Origin of the sequence: Falsiroseomonas sp. (genome assembly GCF_030695085.1) — a bacterium.
Lineage (GTDB): Bacteria > Pseudomonadota > Alphaproteobacteria > Acetobacterales > Acetobacteraceae > Falsiroseomonas.
On the sequence record NZ_JAUYTS010000161.1, the window covers coordinates 15819 to 29818 of the forward strand.

Annotated in this window: 20 protein-coding genes; 3 read left to right on the plus strand and 17 right to left on the minus strand. The window is 67.0% G+C overall.

Features of this window, described 5'->3' with window-relative positions; all coding sequences use genetic code 11:
* The 16 genes from Q8S40_RS17945 to Q8S40_RS18015 form a co-directional block, all read right to left on the minus strand.
* The gene (locus tag Q8S40_RS17945) at nucleotides 1-1269 is read right to left on the minus strand and encodes a phage portal protein (protein ID WP_305671462.1); all 1269 of its coding nucleotides are present in this window, start codon (nucleotides 1267-1269) and stop codon (nucleotides 1-3) included.
* The gene (locus Q8S40_RS17950; RefSeq protein ID WP_305671463.1) at nucleotides 1263-2966 is read right to left on the minus strand and encodes a terminase large subunit; all 1704 of its coding nucleotides are present in this window, start codon (nucleotides 2964-2966) and stop codon (nucleotides 1263-1265) included. The genes Q8S40_RS17945 and Q8S40_RS17950 overlap by 7 nt, the downstream gene beginning before the upstream one ends.
* 58 nt (nucleotides 2967-3024) lie before the next feature.
* Nucleotides 3025-3501, minus strand: a complete 477-nt coding sequence (locus tag Q8S40_RS17955; protein ID WP_305671464.1) for a P27 family phage terminase small subunit — start codon at nucleotides 3499-3501, stop codon at nucleotides 3025-3027.
* A 118-nt stretch (nucleotides 3502-3619) separates the two neighbouring features.
* Nucleotides 3620-3994, minus strand: coding sequence for an HNH endonuclease signature motif containing protein (locus Q8S40_RS25205; protein ID WP_371136856.1), 375 nt, complete (start codon nucleotides 3992-3994; stop codon nucleotides 3620-3622).
* Nucleotides 3933-4586, minus strand: a complete 654-nt coding sequence (locus Q8S40_RS17960) for a transcription termination/antitermination protein NusG (protein WP_305671465.1) — start codon at nucleotides 4584-4586, stop codon at nucleotides 3933-3935. The genes Q8S40_RS25205 and Q8S40_RS17960 overlap by 62 nt, the downstream gene beginning before the upstream one ends.
* A gap of 274 nt (nucleotides 4587-4860) precedes the next feature.
* Complete coding sequence (locus Q8S40_RS17965) at nucleotides 4861-5580, minus strand: hypothetical protein (RefSeq protein WP_305671466.1); 720 nt, start codon at nucleotides 5578-5580, stop codon at nucleotides 4861-4863.
* Between the two features lie 80 nt (nucleotides 5581-5660).
* Nucleotides 5661-6500 (minus strand): DUF1376 domain-containing protein, encoded by an 840-nt coding sequence (locus Q8S40_RS17970; protein ID WP_305671467.1) that lies wholly within the window; start codon nucleotides 6498-6500, stop codon nucleotides 5661-5663.
* Complete coding sequence (locus Q8S40_RS17975) at nucleotides 6497-6889, minus strand: hypothetical protein (protein WP_305671468.1); 393 nt, start codon at nucleotides 6887-6889, stop codon at nucleotides 6497-6499. Before Q8S40_RS17975 ends, Q8S40_RS17970 begins: the two co-directional genes overlap by 4 nt.
* Nucleotides 6886-7227, minus strand: a complete 342-nt coding sequence (locus Q8S40_RS17980) for a hypothetical protein (RefSeq protein ID WP_305671469.1) — start codon at nucleotides 7225-7227, stop codon at nucleotides 6886-6888. Before Q8S40_RS17980 ends, Q8S40_RS17975 begins: the two co-directional genes overlap by 4 nt.
* The gene (locus tag Q8S40_RS17985; RefSeq protein ID WP_305671470.1) at nucleotides 7224-7874 is read right to left on the minus strand and encodes a DUF1194 domain-containing protein; all 651 of its coding nucleotides are present in this window, start codon (nucleotides 7872-7874) and stop codon (nucleotides 7224-7226) included. Before Q8S40_RS17985 ends, Q8S40_RS17980 begins: the two co-directional genes overlap by 4 nt.
* Nucleotides 7871-8071, minus strand: coding sequence for a hypothetical protein (locus Q8S40_RS17990; protein WP_305671471.1), 201 nt, complete (start codon nucleotides 8069-8071; stop codon nucleotides 7871-7873). The genes Q8S40_RS17985 and Q8S40_RS17990 overlap by 4 nt, the downstream gene beginning before the upstream one ends.
* Nucleotides 8068-10620 carry a DNA methyltransferase gene (locus Q8S40_RS17995; RefSeq protein WP_305671472.1) on the minus strand — a complete coding sequence of 851 codons (2553 nt, stop codon included), beginning with the start codon at nucleotides 10618-10620 and terminating at the stop codon, nucleotides 8068-8070. The genes Q8S40_RS17990 and Q8S40_RS17995 overlap by 4 nt, the downstream gene beginning before the upstream one ends.
* Nucleotides 10621-10664: 44 nt before the next feature.
* Nucleotides 10665-10853, minus strand: a complete 189-nt coding sequence (locus Q8S40_RS18000) for a hypothetical protein (protein ID WP_305671473.1) — start codon at nucleotides 10851-10853, stop codon at nucleotides 10665-10667.
* Nucleotides 10854-11164: 311 nt separating this feature from the next.
* A complete protein-coding gene (locus Q8S40_RS18005; protein ID WP_371136857.1) occupies nucleotides 11165-11461 on the minus strand; it encodes a DUF2312 domain-containing protein in 297 nt (98 codons plus the stop codon).
* Nucleotides 11458-11832 (minus strand): hypothetical protein, encoded by a 375-nt coding sequence (locus Q8S40_RS18010; RefSeq protein WP_305671474.1) that lies wholly within the window; start codon nucleotides 11830-11832, stop codon nucleotides 11458-11460. The genes Q8S40_RS18005 and Q8S40_RS18010 overlap by 4 nt, the downstream gene beginning before the upstream one ends.
* Complete coding sequence (locus Q8S40_RS18015; protein WP_305671475.1) at nucleotides 11817-12074, minus strand: hypothetical protein; 258 nt, start codon at nucleotides 12072-12074, stop codon at nucleotides 11817-11819. The genes Q8S40_RS18010 and Q8S40_RS18015 overlap by 16 nt, the downstream gene beginning before the upstream one ends.
* A gap of 222 nt (nucleotides 12075-12296) precedes the next feature.
* Here Q8S40_RS18015 and Q8S40_RS18020 point away from each other — a divergent pair, with 222 nt between their 5' ends.
* Nucleotides 12297-12578 carry a hypothetical protein gene (locus Q8S40_RS18020; protein ID WP_305671476.1) on the plus strand — a complete coding sequence of 94 codons (282 nt, stop codon included), beginning with the start codon at nucleotides 12297-12299 and terminating at the stop codon, nucleotides 12576-12578.
* Between the two features lie 216 nt (nucleotides 12579-12794).
* Nucleotides 12795-13112, plus strand: a complete 318-nt coding sequence (locus Q8S40_RS18025; RefSeq protein WP_305671477.1) for a hypothetical protein — start codon at nucleotides 12795-12797, stop codon at nucleotides 13110-13112.
* A gap of 44 nt (nucleotides 13113-13156) precedes the next feature.
* Here Q8S40_RS18025 and Q8S40_RS18030 read toward each other — a convergent pair whose 3' ends face one another.
* On the minus strand, nucleotides 13157-13489 hold the full coding sequence (locus Q8S40_RS18030) for a helix-turn-helix domain-containing protein (protein WP_305671478.1): 333 nt from the start codon (nucleotides 13487-13489) through the stop codon (nucleotides 13157-13159).
* A gap of 94 nt (nucleotides 13490-13583) precedes the next feature.
* On the opposite strand from Q8S40_RS18030, the gene Q8S40_RS18035 reads away from it, so the two are divergent.
* The gene (locus Q8S40_RS18035; protein WP_305671479.1) at nucleotides 13584-13943 is read left to right on the plus strand and encodes a helix-turn-helix domain-containing protein; all 360 of its coding nucleotides are present in this window, start codon (nucleotides 13584-13586) and stop codon (nucleotides 13941-13943) included.
* Nucleotides 13944-14000 lie beyond the last annotated feature (57 nt).

Genomic DNA, 14000 nt, shown 5'->3' on the forward strand with positions numbered 1-14000 from the left:
TCAGACCTCTGCACCAGGGATGGTTTCGCCGTTTTGCGGGGAAGATTGCGGGGGCGCGCCCGCGCCGCGCATCGTCAGTGGGAATTGGACCTGATCCATTTCGGGCCGAGGATCGAGGTTCCAGCCATCGTCGTCGCGAACCTCGTTCGGACTGAGCCAGCCGGGCTGCGATGCGTTGCCGATGGCGGCTTTGTAGTATTCCGCCCGATCCTTCAGACTGCCACGCAGCAGCTCCGTCGTGTCCATATTGAAGAAAAGCCCGGCGGCGCGGTCTTCGTCGGTCAGCAGCTGCGTGTTGAGCGCAGTGGTGAACGCCCGGATCAGCGGCTGGTAGGTGTAGCGGACATTCGCCGCGAAGAACGCTTCGGAGCTGGCGAAGGTCGGGCTCTGGTCGCCGGCGTGGCCGAGCATGATGGTGAACACGCCATGTAGCCGGCCGATCTCCTCAATCTGGAAGCGGCGGGTTTCCAGCGTCTCCGCCTCGCCGCCGCTCATGCTCAGCTTCTCGAAGGCCAGAGCATCAGATGCAAGCATCGGCTTGCCGGAGTTCTGACCGCCGGAATAGGTCTGCATGATCATCTCGCGGACGCGATCGATTTCCTTCTGGTCCGGCCGCCCCTTCAGGGTGAACATGCCGTTCGACCGCACGCCATTCTTGTGCAACCGCGCCTGGCTTTCTTCGGTGGACTGCGCCAGCCCGATCGCTTCGCGGCCCAGCGCCACCGGGTCCATGGCGCGGAAGCCATCCCAGGACGGGCCGCGAAAGTGGAACACGCGATCCCGGCCAACCCGGACCTGGGCACCATTCTCCAAGCCCAATGTGTAGTCCATCTCCATCAGATTGGTGACGTCGATGTTTGTGCTTTCCGGGCGGATCGGGATCAGTTCTCGGAGACGGCCGCGGCTGTCGATGTTGCGATAGCTGATCGCCTGGCCGGTGGCCGCGAAGTGCATCACCGTGGTGCGGACCCACTCCACCCCATCCATCCAGGCATTCGGCTTGTAGAGCATCATGTCATGCAGCGGATGGTCCGTGGCAGGCACGGAGCCGTTGCCGCCGCCCTCCCGCCGCATGAGTACCAGCGGGATCTGGCTGACATCGGCCTTGACCATGATGGCCCGAAGATTGGCTGTCTGCATCAGGGACGAGTTGATGGAGACTGAGGCGCCGGAGGCGGATTTGGACCCGCCGAAAACATGGTCCACCCAGGATTGCGAGAAGCCAACCGCCTTACGCTCCAGCCACCAGGTCGCAAGGCGGGTCAGCATAGGACAGCCCAGACGCCGGTCGGCGCAGCATCGAAATCGGACTTCGCGGCGCCGGCCGCCATGGCCAGCGCAACGATGCCGTCGATGCGGCCGCGGCTGCGCTTCTTGTCCATCCAGCGGTTCCCGGCTGCATCTTCGTTGAGGTGCACGTTGGCAGCGCACCAGCTGGTCAGGCCGGTCCGATCGATCTCGATCTCGCCGTTCAGGATCATGTCCTCGAGCGTTTGCAGCGAACGCGGCATCCAGAGCTGCTTTTCGGAGTGCATGCCCCGCGCGCCCTGCGCGTGTCGCACCATGCAGAGGCCGCTGCCTGTGGGCTTGTCCGGGCCCTGATACTCCCAGGTCTCGAACCCACGCCGATCGGCCTCGGCCCGGAATTCCGCCATGTGCGCCTGGTCGAAGGCCAGCATGGCGACGTCATTGGTTGCAGCCTGGGCTTCGACTTCGGCGACCACGAAATCCTTGCTGATCACCTTGCCCGGCACGGCCGTCAGGATGCCATCCTCGACCCACAGATCGTAGGGCGCCTTGTCTTCCTGAGCCCGCGCCAGCAGCGTGTCCTTCGGCGTCCAGTACCAGATGTGCGCGCGGTACTTGCCCTCCGGCGTCTGCCATACCGCGGCAAGCGCCGTCAGGTCGTTCTTCTGGGAAAGGTCCATGGCGAGCCAGCAGCGCATGCCGCGGCACGCTTCCGGGTCCACGCGACCCTGGACGGCCTCCCATGCATCCTGGTCGATCCAGAATTCGGATGCACCAACCGGGATGCCGAAAAACAGGCGCTTCACGGTCAGCGCCTTGCCGGTCATCCCGCGAGCCTTGACCACCTCCTTGCGGACATTCTCGATCGGGTAGGTGATGCCAAGCGCGGGAAGCGCCTTCGACCAGCAGCTTTCGTCTGCGAAAGGATCGTCATTCGTGTCCACCCGCGCAACAAGCGCGAGGCTCGAATCGTCCGGGAACTCACCCTTGGAGACGCGCTGGTAATACTCGCTGTAGTCGGTTGCGACGATCTGGCCGGCGGCGGGTGTGTTGGTGCCCAGCAGCATCAGCGGGTCGCCCGGCATCTTGGCGATCGCGGCGGACCACATCTCGATCGGCTTTTCGGACTTGAATTCATGGATCTCGTCCGCCAGCACGCAGGCGGGGCGCGGGCCGCTGATGGCATCGCCGCTGGCCAATGACTGGAACTTCGACCCGCTCTCCGGATGCTCGATCTTCCACGCCATGTCGCCGGTGCCGCGGATGATGACCTCTTTCAGCGCCTCGAGCGTGTCGCCATCCTCATGGCCCGGCATGGTGACGCGGCACATGGCGACGGCATCGCGGAACAGGACGTTCGCCTGATCCTTGTCGGATGCGATGGCGTAGACCTCGGCGCGCGGGATGCCGGAGAAACCCATCATGTAGAGGCCGATCGCCGCCATCCAGGGCGACTTCGCCTGGCCCTTGCCGGTCTCAACCCAGCATGTCGTGAAGCGCCTGGTGCCCTCCGCTCGCCGCCAACCGAACAGGCTGCCGGTGAGGAACATGGTGTAGGGCAGCAGGTTGAAGGGTTCGCCCTCCTTCGCGCCGGCCGTGATGGTCAGCACGGACGGGAAGAAGTCGATTGCCCGCTGCGCCAACTCGGGGCGCCAGTGCAGCCCGCGGGCCGGCCCATCGCGCAGATCGCGCATATGGCGCTCGGCGGTGTGGCGCATCAGCTCGCCGGCGATGATGCGGCCAGCGACGATATCCCGCGCCCAGGCGGTGGTCGGATCAGCGGACGCGGTTCTTGAGGTAGCTGTCGGCGGCCGTGGCGCCGCGCCGCTTCTGCGGGGCTTTGCTGGCGGCGCCGCGGCGGCGCGGCGTGAGGCCGAGCTCTTGCTCGAGGCTGTTCGCGTCGGCATCGGCGGCCCGCATCTCCACCTGCCACATGCTGAGCTGTGGCACTTTCGTTTTCGCGGTCCTGGTGACCGCGCCGGTCCTCATGACCTGCGCCACGGCGATGTCGTAGCGGATGTAGGCGACGATCAGCCGCTTAATCGTCGGGCCGTTCTCGAGGGCCAGCGTGCCGACGCTCCGCATGGCGCCCGTGATCCGCAGCCATTCACGATGCGCCCGCTCGCGCCGTCGCATCGCGTCGTTGCGGCGCAGGGCCGGGATAAGGTCTGCCCAGTCGGGCTCCTCGATGTCGCCAGCGAAATCACTGACATCAGCGACCGCGGCGTGCTTCTCGACCACCTTCAGGGCCATTCAGGGGAAACCCCCCCTCCAAATTCTGTTGCCACCGCAAAGGAAGGACCCTGTATGGAGGGTACCCCTACCCCCTCCAAGATCAGACCCCTCCGGGGGGGGGACGCCGCCCGTCCGGTCACGGCAGGCGCCTGGGTCGGTTCCAGGGGTGTCCTGGGTCGATGGGGTAGCCGCGTTCGTCGCACCCGCGGAAGCCGACTGTGCCGGCTTTGTGGCCGAAGCCGCCATCCTTGCGCGCAGTCTTCTCTGAGTGGTGGGAGTGGCAGAGGGCCATGAAATTGTTCGGGTCGAGGGCAGCGCCGCCTCGGGCGCGAGAGACCTTGTGGTCGACATGTTTCGTCGGCTTGCCGCAGCGCGGAACCTCGCAGACCGGATGGGCCGAAAGGTATTTCGCGCGAGCCTGGCGCCAGCCTGGTGACCAGTAGAACGGATCACCGGGCATCGGCGGATGTCGCACCGATGTCAGACCGGTCCATCTCGACCTCGCGGCCATGACCCAGCAGCAGGACCCGGCTGCGCTTGCCGTTGCAGGCCACAACCACCGCAGCCAAGCCCGCCAACAGACCGACGGCGACCTCCACGATCGCGCCGACCACAAGCGGTGCCATCGGATCGGCGGGGCGTGGCGGGACCTCCCCCCATTTGCTGGCCAGCCGCATCACCTGCGCCATGACGGCGTGGGGCACCGGCGTCGGGCGCTCGGGATGGCTGCCAAACAGCATCCGGATGCCGCGCGTCGAGCAGATGCGGCGCCAGGGATCGCGATGCGGATCGAACAGCACGAACAGGTATCGAGGATAGGCCGGGACCATGACCGGCTGGCCCTCATCCGCTGTCCTGCGATGACGGCGCGGCGTGCCTGGCAGAGTGGGGCGCGGTTCGCGCCGTCGGAGAGGCAGGAAGCTCTGGAAGTCCTGCTTGCGGAGCTCGTCCGCCGCCAGCTTCTCGGCGCCTTGATGCGTCAGGGCGACGTGCCAGCGGGGGGTGCTATGGCTACCGCACTCCGAGGGGCTTTCCCCTGAGAGTGCGCCTGCATTGTCTGCATCATTGGCCCGCGTCGCGTCAAGCATCTGTTGCTCATCCATTCCCGCGATCATGCATGCAACCAGCCTCCCCGCCCTGGCCCTCAGCCGATCCAACCGACCAGGATCCGGTACCGTCGGCTCCGACATGATCGGCATGCGGTGCGCGATTGACCGAAGCCAGAAGGGTGGGCCGAAGTCGGGCTTTCTCGCCCGCTTGGTCAACGGACATTCTCGTGGGCATCCTGGGCGGCCATCCCGGCGCCCCAGGCGGAGCCGAGGCGCTCCCGCTCGCGAAGTCGCGCAATCTCGGCCAGGCGCGTCACGATGTCCTGGTTCATGGCGAAGAGACCTCCGCGCTGTTGGTCGTTGCCGATAGCGACAAGGCAAGACGGCGGCGCTCCGCCATGGCCAGGCGCGCCCGCGCCAAGGCAGCGCCGGGACCCTTGCTGGCTGCTATGGCGCGCACCTCAGCATCCGACGTGTCAGGCGACATGGCCGCCATGCGGGCGCCGGCATCACGGTGCGCGGCCGACATCTCACGCGCTTCGCGCTCGGCCCGCCTTTCGGCAGCTTCCTGCAGGTAGGTTTTGGCGGCAGCGCTCATGGCCGCGCGCTGATCATCCGTCAGGGGCGCCGCTGGTGCCGGCCGTTCGGCGGCGCGGAGCACGGCCCTCAGCCGATCCCGATCGCGCTCGAGCTCTGCCGTCTCGGGGCGAATGGTCGCGAGCAGGTCCTTCGCCGGAGGGAAGAAGCGGCCGGCCGCCACAGCCACGGCTGCGGCGCTCTGCTTCGTCAGGCAGCGTCGCGGCACATCGGCCAGCAGATCCGTCATGGCCGCGATCTTGAAGCCGATCTGGTCCGCATCCACGGGGTGGCCGATGAGGCTGATCACCCGCACCAGCCACTGCTGGATGACGCCCGGCTCCGCGCGCTGATCCAGCGCGGCCTCTGTGCCGGCCAGCCTGCGCCGCGCCTCGGCGGCGACGGCTGCGAACTCGCTCTTGGTCAGCCCGCCAGGCGCGCCATCCGGGCGCGCGACCATCACCAGGCTCATGGCGCGGGCGAGGGCCGGGCTGGGCGGGCGCGGGGCGGGCGGCGCCTCCGGCAGGATGGCGATGGAGTTGGAGGCGTTCGTCATGCCGCAGGCGCGTCCTCTGCCTGGCCGTCGAAGATGGGGCCCGCGCCTTGGGCGGCACGCATGGCGCGCACCACCTGGCCGAAGCCGCTGCCATGGCCGGGCCGGGGTTTGCTGGCGCGTTGGCCGGTGGCGCTTCCGATGGCGGCTTCCAGCCACGCCACGGGGTCCACCACACGGCGATCCTCGGCTTCCAGGAGCTTCCGGTTCAGCAGCTCGCAGTCGTCGCCTGCGTCCCGCAGCAGCCGGCCGAGGATGGCGCGGGAGGCGTCGGTGGGCTTGCCGGTCATGCGGACCAGTCGCGGGAGGCCGATAGCCCAGAGCTCCGACCTGCGATCGACCGGGCCGCGATCAGGCGGCGGGGGCGGAGGCGCCGCCGGGAGCGAAGCTCCCGAACTCTTATCTATCTCTGTCTCTAGTAGGTTGTCGTTCGGTTGCCCCTCCCGTCCCAACGGAACGGCAACGGGCGTTGAACGGGCGTTGCCGTTCCGTTGGGCCTCGCGCTGTGCCTTCCGCTTCTCAGCCGATGCCTTCCCTGCTGCGCTTGCCTGCTCGATCTTCGCCTCCTGCTCCGCGCGGATACGCTCCATGCGATCCTGGACCAGCCGACCTTCTGCGGCCTTGAAGAAGGCGCGGATGGTGTTCCGCATGCGCCTCCATGCAGCCATCTCTGTGCGGGCGATGGCCGCAAGCTGGCGGTCGTCATCGGGAAGCGGGCCGGTACGCCAGCTGTGCATCAGCAGCAGCAGGTAAGCGCCGTGCTCGGGGCCGGTTAGGTGCATCGTGTCCGCGAGATAGTCGCCGATGTAGAGCGGCATCCATGTGTCGGTGCGGCTCACGCTGCCCGCCCCCAAGCCGGCGCCGGGACCTTCAGCGGGACGCCCCATTCGCGCAGCATGGCGTCGGCATCTTCCGGTCCCTCCACCACCGCCACCGGGCACCCTGCGGCCGCCAGCGCGCGGTGCGCCTCCACCTGCGCCGGTCGAACACTGGCGCGGCGGCCCTTCCGCTTGACCTCGAGCCAGTAGGCACAGCCCTGCCAGATCACGACTAGGTCCGGGCAACCGGGCAGCACGCCATCGCCCAGCAGCGCCTTGCCGCGCGCGGGGGAGCCGGAGGCCTCTTCATTGGCGATGTGGAACACCATGGCGCCCGTTGGCAGCACCAGGCGCAGCCATTTCAGGATGGCGCGCTGTTCCTGCCGCTCCAAGGCTGTGCGCTTCGTCATCCTGCGGTATCCCCCTCATGCGCGGTCAGCGCGGCGGCACAGATGGCCGTGGGCAGGGTCTTGGCGCGGTCCTGGTAGACGAAGTGGCGGATGGCGGCCGAAGGCGTCACGCCCAGCGCGCACCACCCGCCGCAGGCCACCTGTTCGGAGCCACAGATCAGGTAAGGCTCCGGCACCACCAGGCGGGCTGCATCCAGCCACGCCTCCGCCGCGACGAAGCGCAGGAACTGGTCCCGGCGCGGGCCGGCCGGGTTGATCAGGTCGAAGGCCCGGGTCAGCATCTCGGCCGTCGGGCCGGGGGCGGCGCGCAGCTCGGCGCGGAGGCGGGGGAGGCTCATCGCGCCGCGATCTCCATGGCCAGCTTGGCCCGGATCGCGAGGCTGAAGCCGGCCCAGTCGGCCGGGATGGTGAAGCCGCCAGCCGGGCCTGTGACATGCTGGCGGTACCAGTCCGCCACGCCCGGTTCCTGGTCTGTCACCACCGGCAGGGCGTTGACCTCGATGCCATAGGCGCGGGCATCCGCCACGGCACCAGCCACCTCGTCCACCGCGCCGCTGTGGCGGCCATCACCGGAGATATCGATGATGCGGCGCACGGGCGTGCAGGGCTGGGCGCGGAATTCGTCGATCCCGGCGCGCAGGGCGGCGGCGACGTTGGTCATGCCGGCCTCGGGCCGCTGCACCCGCCGGAGATCGGCTGCGGCTGCCTGCGCATCCGCCGCGCTGGTCAGCACCCGCCAGGGCAGCACGTTGTGCTGGCCGGATCCCCACATGACCACGGACAGGGCCAGGCCATGGGCCGCGGAACGTGCCACCGCAGGGCTTTCCAGTGCGGCCGCGGTGCCATCGCGCTGCAAGGCATAGGTCTCGGTGGTGACGCTGCCGGAGACATCCAGCGCCAGCACCAGTGCGATGTCGCAGGCGGTGGCAGGCGCGGCTGCGACAGCAAGGGCGCCGACGAGGGACAAGGCGCGGAGCCGGCTCATGGCTCGAGGCTCAAGGCGGCCCAGGCGCCGATGCCGAACATGATCGCGGCGACGAAAGCGATCGCCGGGGGCGCCACCGTCCCGAAGGGCGTCAGCATCAGCGCAATCCCGGCCAGTGCCAGACCGAGACAGGCCAAGCTGAATGCCACGGCCAGGATGGCGCGCAGAATGAGCGGGGCGAGGTTGCGGGGCTTCATGCCGCCACCGCCGTACCGCGGAGGCCTTCCACATCGAAGAGGGATGGCGTGGACATGTCGCGCTCCAGCTCGCGCAGGTGGCGCAGGCCGTCGCGGAAGTAGTCCGGGTTGAGCTCGACCGCCCGACCGCACCGGCCGAGCTTGATCGCGCAATACGGGACGGTGAACAGGCCGCCGAAGGGATCGAATACCTGCTCGCCGGGGTTGGAGTAGCGTTCGATCAGGCGATCGACGACGTCCAGCTGCAGGGGGCAAATGTGCTGCTGCAAATTGCGCTGCGCCTGCTGGCCGTTCAGCGTCCGCATGCGGGCGATGTCGTCGAAGACATCATCTCGGTGGCTGCCAGCAGCGACGGAAGCGAAGGTGGAGGGCAAGCGACCCTTGGTGTCCAGCGCCTCCGCCACCGCAACATGGTCGTCGAAGCTGTACAGGCGATCGCGCGTGGTGTCGCGGAAGGCCTTGGCCAGTTCGCCCGGCCCATAGCCCGCCCACTCCTCAGCGGTCAGAAAGCGATCGCCGGAGCTGCGCCACTTGGCGTTGGCGTCGATCTGCCACCGGCCGCGGCTGTAGGCTTGCTTCGTCTTCACTACCGGCACATCGGCATAGGCGGTCGAGGTGTCCGTGGGCAGCTTGCGGAACAGCAGGATGAACTCGGGCGAACCCACGCCCATCTTGGTGCCGTCCTTGCACTGCTCCGTCCAGCCCAGGCGATAGGTCTGGTTGTTCTCCCGGACCACATCGGTCTCGACAAAGATCAGGCCCATGTAGGCGAAGCCGGCGCGGCGGTAGTGCTGGATGCAGTCCGCGTGGAATGGCTCCACCGTCGGCATGCCCATGCCGGTGACATTGCCGAACCGGATCCGGTCCTTGACGTGGCAGGCGAAGATGCGGCCGGGCTTGAGGATGCGGAGCAGGTTGGGCGTAAGGAAGCCCATCTGGTCAAAGAACTTCGCGTGGTCCTGGTTGTGACCGAAGTCCTCATAGCTGGCCGAATATTCGTAGTGGTTGCCGAAGGGGATACTGGTGACGATCAGGTCCTGGCTGTTGGACGGCAGGGCGTCGCATTCCAGCACGGTGTCGTTGTGCGCCACCACAAAGCCGCGGCCCGCTTCCTCTCGCCGCAGCACGCCGATGGTGCGCGCCAGCTCGCGCTCGAGGCCGAGGGTGGAGAGGCCATGCTGGGCGATCAGGTCGCCCATGCGCTCCGTCAGCGCGTCATGCTCCATCCACTTCCGCTCCAGGTCGCGCCAGACCTCCCGCTCCGTCTCGCAGACGATGATGTCCACCTCGCACTGGTGCGGCTGCAGGAAGCGCCGGATGCGGTGGATGGCCTGGATGAAGTCGTTGAACTTGTACCCGATGCCGAGGAAGATCGCCCGGTGGCAGAAGCGCTGGAAATTGCAGCCGGAGCCGCTGACCACCGGCTTGGTGGCGAGATACTTGAAGGCGCCATCGCTGAAGCCGAGGACGCGCCTCTCCCGCTCATCCAGATCCAGGCTGCCATAGACCTCCATCGCCTCGGGCAGCGCGTGCTTGATCGCGTGCCGCTCAGCCTCGAGATCGTGCCACAGGATGAAGTGATCATCCGGTGCGGCCTGGATGATCTCCGCCATCTTGGCGACGCGGGCGGCGATGCTCTCCCGCTTCTCCGTCGCGGCTTCCTTCAGCCCAAGGGCGGCGTCGCGGATCAGCACATGCTGGCCATCGCGCTCCGTCCCGCCGGCGATGTCGCTGGCCTGGACGTAGTGCACGCGCACCACCAGCGGCGGCATGGTGTAGCCGGCATCATCGTGGCCGAGGTCGGAAGGCTTCTGCACGAAGGCAGCCCAGGAATGCAGCCAGAGCCAGAACTCGCGCTCCATGTGCGGCATCAGGGTGAGATTGCCGGCCTTCTCGCTGTCCCGCTGGAAGAAGCGCGTCAGCGCCTGACCGGTGTCCATCACGCCGAGGAAGCCCGCGTAGTGGATCAGCTCCTTGTGCTCGTTCGGCGACGGCGTGGCTGTCGCGACGAAGCGGAAGGGCGTGCTGGCGAAGAGGATCAGGAATTCCTGGAAGGTCTTCGTGCCGTAGCCGCGCAGCACGCTGGCTTCATCCAGGCTGGCGCCTTCGAACAGCGCCACATCCAGCTTGCCGTCCCGCACGCTCTCGTAATTGGTCAGGTAGATGCCGGGCCCGCCGACATCATCCGAGCGGCGGACGAAGGCGACGGTGATACCGAGCTTTGCAGCATCGCGGGTGAACTCCTGCCGCACGCCGAGCGGCAGCACGATGAGGCAGCGGCCGCCGGTGTATTCCTGGACCAGCCGCGTCACCTCGAGCTGGATGAAGGACTTGCCCAGGCCGAAGGCGGCGAAGCACGCGCAGCGGCCCTTGCGAACCATCCATTCCACCAGGTCGACCTGGTGCGGCTTCAGCATGGGGTTGATGCGGGCGCGATCGACCACGAAGCCGGCATCCGTCTCGAAACGGAACTTGCCGCGCAGGAAGTCGAGATAGGCGGCACGATCCAGAAGCCCGTCGGCACTCCCGGCGGCGACTTGCATGTCCATTGTCACGGCATCCCGGTTTCGGGTTGAAGGGCAGGCTTTGGTGGCTAGGCGGCGCGCGCCATGTCATGCGGCCGATCCTCGTCGATGTGCTTCCACAGTCGTCCGGAGGCGATCGCGTAGACCGTTGGAACGGCGACGCCGAATTGGTTCGCGATATGCTGGCGCGGCACACCGTCACGGAACATCGCACGAAGCTCGCTCACCGCGTCGGCGTTCAGGATGGCGCCTGCCACCCGTTCTCCGCGGGCGTGGCGCCGCTTGGCAACGCAGTCGGCGTTGTTGTCCGCTACCGTGCCCAACCAGAGGTGGCCCGGATTGCAGCAAAAGAGGCTGATCGCAGCGATGGCACACTACCATTGCGCCAGGCTCGCTTCCGTGGGCGAAAAGCCACGCGGCACGGTGCGCGCGGACGGGGCGGTCATTCATGCTCAGAACGCCGTAGCGGCGGCTGACATAGCCCTTCCACATCCAGCAGGCATCCGGTCCGCCAGTGCGGTCCACCTTGGCCCAGAAGCGTTCGGCGTTCATGCGGGGCATCGCCATGTCAGAGGCCCAAAGCTCGCTTGTAAAGATCGAGCATGGTTTCAAGCTCTTCTGCTTCCGCCGGCTCCTTCTTCCGCAGCGCGATGACGGCGCGGATCGTGCGGACGCAGAAGCCCGCGCTCTTGGCCTCCGACATGATGTCCTTCTGATCAGCGGCGATGGCGCGCTTCTCCTCATCCAAGCGCTCCCATCGTTCGATGATGGACCGCAGGCGGTCGACGGCGATCCCGCCAACCTCGACATCCGGATCGGCCGGCGCCGGCGTGTCGTGGCCGGTCTCGTTCGTCTCCATGCTCATCGGGCGCCCTCCGAAAAGGAGCGAGGCTGCCCGGCGCAGCCCGCAGTTGATGGGACACCCGAGAGACGAGACTGCGTACCAGGCGCGCAGGCGCCATCCGCCGAGGCCCGCTCACCCGCTTGCGGGGGCCGGGAGGCCTTCGGCGAATTGCTCGGCCCATCCAACAGCGCCGCGATGGCGCCGGTGGCGGGGTCATTCTTCGGGATCGCGATCAGCGCGGTCCGCAGCACATCGCGGTAGTAGCGAAGGCGCTGCAGGACGCTGCCGCGCACATAGGCGGCGCGGATCAGCAGGAACCGCACCTCCCGCGTCTCCCCGCCGCTGGCGCCGATGCCGCACCAGCCGAATTCCAGGATCAGGCTTCGGGGCATGACGCCTCCCGCACCATCGCGTTGATCTCGGCGGCCAGCTCGTCGCACTCCGCCATCAGGCGAACCAGGTGCGCGGCGTGCGGGGCGTTCACCCCGTCCATCCAGTTCTGGACCGCCCGCGGGTCCGCCTGCGTCCGCCGGGCGAGGCGCTTCGCGGCGTGCCGGATGTGCCCGTACCGCTCGCGCAGCACCTTTCCGACCCGCTGCGCTATCAACTCAGAGGTGATGATAACCCCTGACATTTCTCGGGGAGTTTCCAACCGAGACATGCTCATGCCGCTTGCTCCATGTTGCCAGCGTGCAGAGCCGGAACGGTTACATGACTGAGGGAGCGGACGATCAGAGACGCGACGCGGCGGGCGGCGGGGGCGGCAACCCCCGACCGAACGCGCGCGAAACGATGGACGTGCGGTTTCGCTTCCGTGATGATGCTGGCCGCCATAAACCAGCAAGGCAGGACACCGATGGATGACGAAACGCGAAGCGAACTGCAGATGCTTCGAAGCGAGGTTCGAATGGCGAGCATGTTCATGGCGCAATCCTTGGCGATCCTCGCCGCAGACGATCCAGCCAAGCGGGACACGATCGATGCGACTGTCACCCACTTCGAGGCCATTGCCGAAAGCCCAGGCGCAAAGGCGATCATGCGGATCATTCGCGACGCTCACGACAAGATGGCGGCGGGCTTCCGCTCAGGCTCTCAAGGTCGAGAACCTCGCCTCGACTTAGGAAGCCGGCCCGGATGATTTCAGCGGGTGGGAAACGCCTTTCCTTGCAAACAACGGCGCCGGCATGCGGAACGGATAGTGGCGGGGTCGCGGCCAACGAGCCGGCCTCGGCCACCCGCTGCGCCGCCAGCGCCAGCAGCCCCGCGCAGAGCCCCCTGCGCGACATCATGCTGCCACCACCGGCCGGCGATGGCGCAGCGACAGAGAGTCCACGACTAACCCACGGAGAGACAAATGAGCGACAAGGGCATGCGCGTCAGCGCCGTTGGTATGGCTTGGTACCGCGCCGAGACCTTCGCCGAGGTGCGCGCCAGCATGGCCGACGCCGAGAAACTTCCGGCGACCTTCGAGAAATTCCTCTACGCAGCGATGAAGGGCGAGGAGAAGCTCCGTCGCGCCGGCCACGCCGTCATTCGCGTGTATCTCGACATGGACGAATTCCCCGCCTTCTGCCGGGCTCGGGGCCTGAATGTCGATGCCAAGGGGCGCATGGAGTACGCCGCCCATGTCGCGCACCAGATGGTCCAGGCGAATGGTGGCGGCAATGCATGAACGGCCCGGCTCATGACCAGCACGGTCAGTGGACAGGTGCTCGATCATGCTGCCACCACCGGCCGGCGATGGCGCAGCGGCGTCGCTGGACCTGACTCGCCGCGCAGCCCCGCCTGGTCGTTGGCGTGCTGAACCGCGTCTGCCGCAGTGGGGTCGACCTGGGCGGGCTGTGTGGCAAACAGATCAACAAGGTCCGGCCGCAGGTCGGCAGGCGTAACAGCGCCCCCGGTGGCTGCGCTGATCTGCCGGCACTTCTCCGGCTCCGCCTTGCGGGTGCCAGACAGATAGGCGTGCAGCGTCGAGATCGGCAGGCCGATCCGCTCGGAGAGCTGCATCAGCGTGAGCCCCTCGCGGGCGCGGTATTCGGAGAGCGTCATGCAGGGAGTTTACGCAGAGTGCAGAATTATGCGCAAGAGGGAATTACGCGCTTCCGGCGTTCCGCCCACCGCGCCAAGGGACGACCCTGCCGGCATGAGCGGCCGTAAGAACCCACTATCGCCGGAGGCCAAGCGCCTTCAGCGTCATCTCACCGCATGGCGTAAGTCTAGGAATCTAACCCTCGAAAAACTTGCAGAACATACAGGGAACGCGCTATCTACGCTCTCAGGGTGGGAAAATGGGAGCCGTGAGGTGGGAACGGACGATCTTGTTAAGTTGGCCGCATTCTATGGCGTCCATCCAGCGGCGCTGATGATGGCGCCGGAGGATGCTGGTCCTAAGATCGACCGCATGATCAAGGCCAGCGGGATCGCTGAGCGGCTGGATGATGACAAGGCGGAGCAGTGGCTTGGGCTCGGCGCGACGCTGGCGGGCGATCCGCCCAAGAGATAATACGCAGAGTGCGTAAAATTCCGCTTTTCATTTTTACGCATAACGCATAATAGTTGC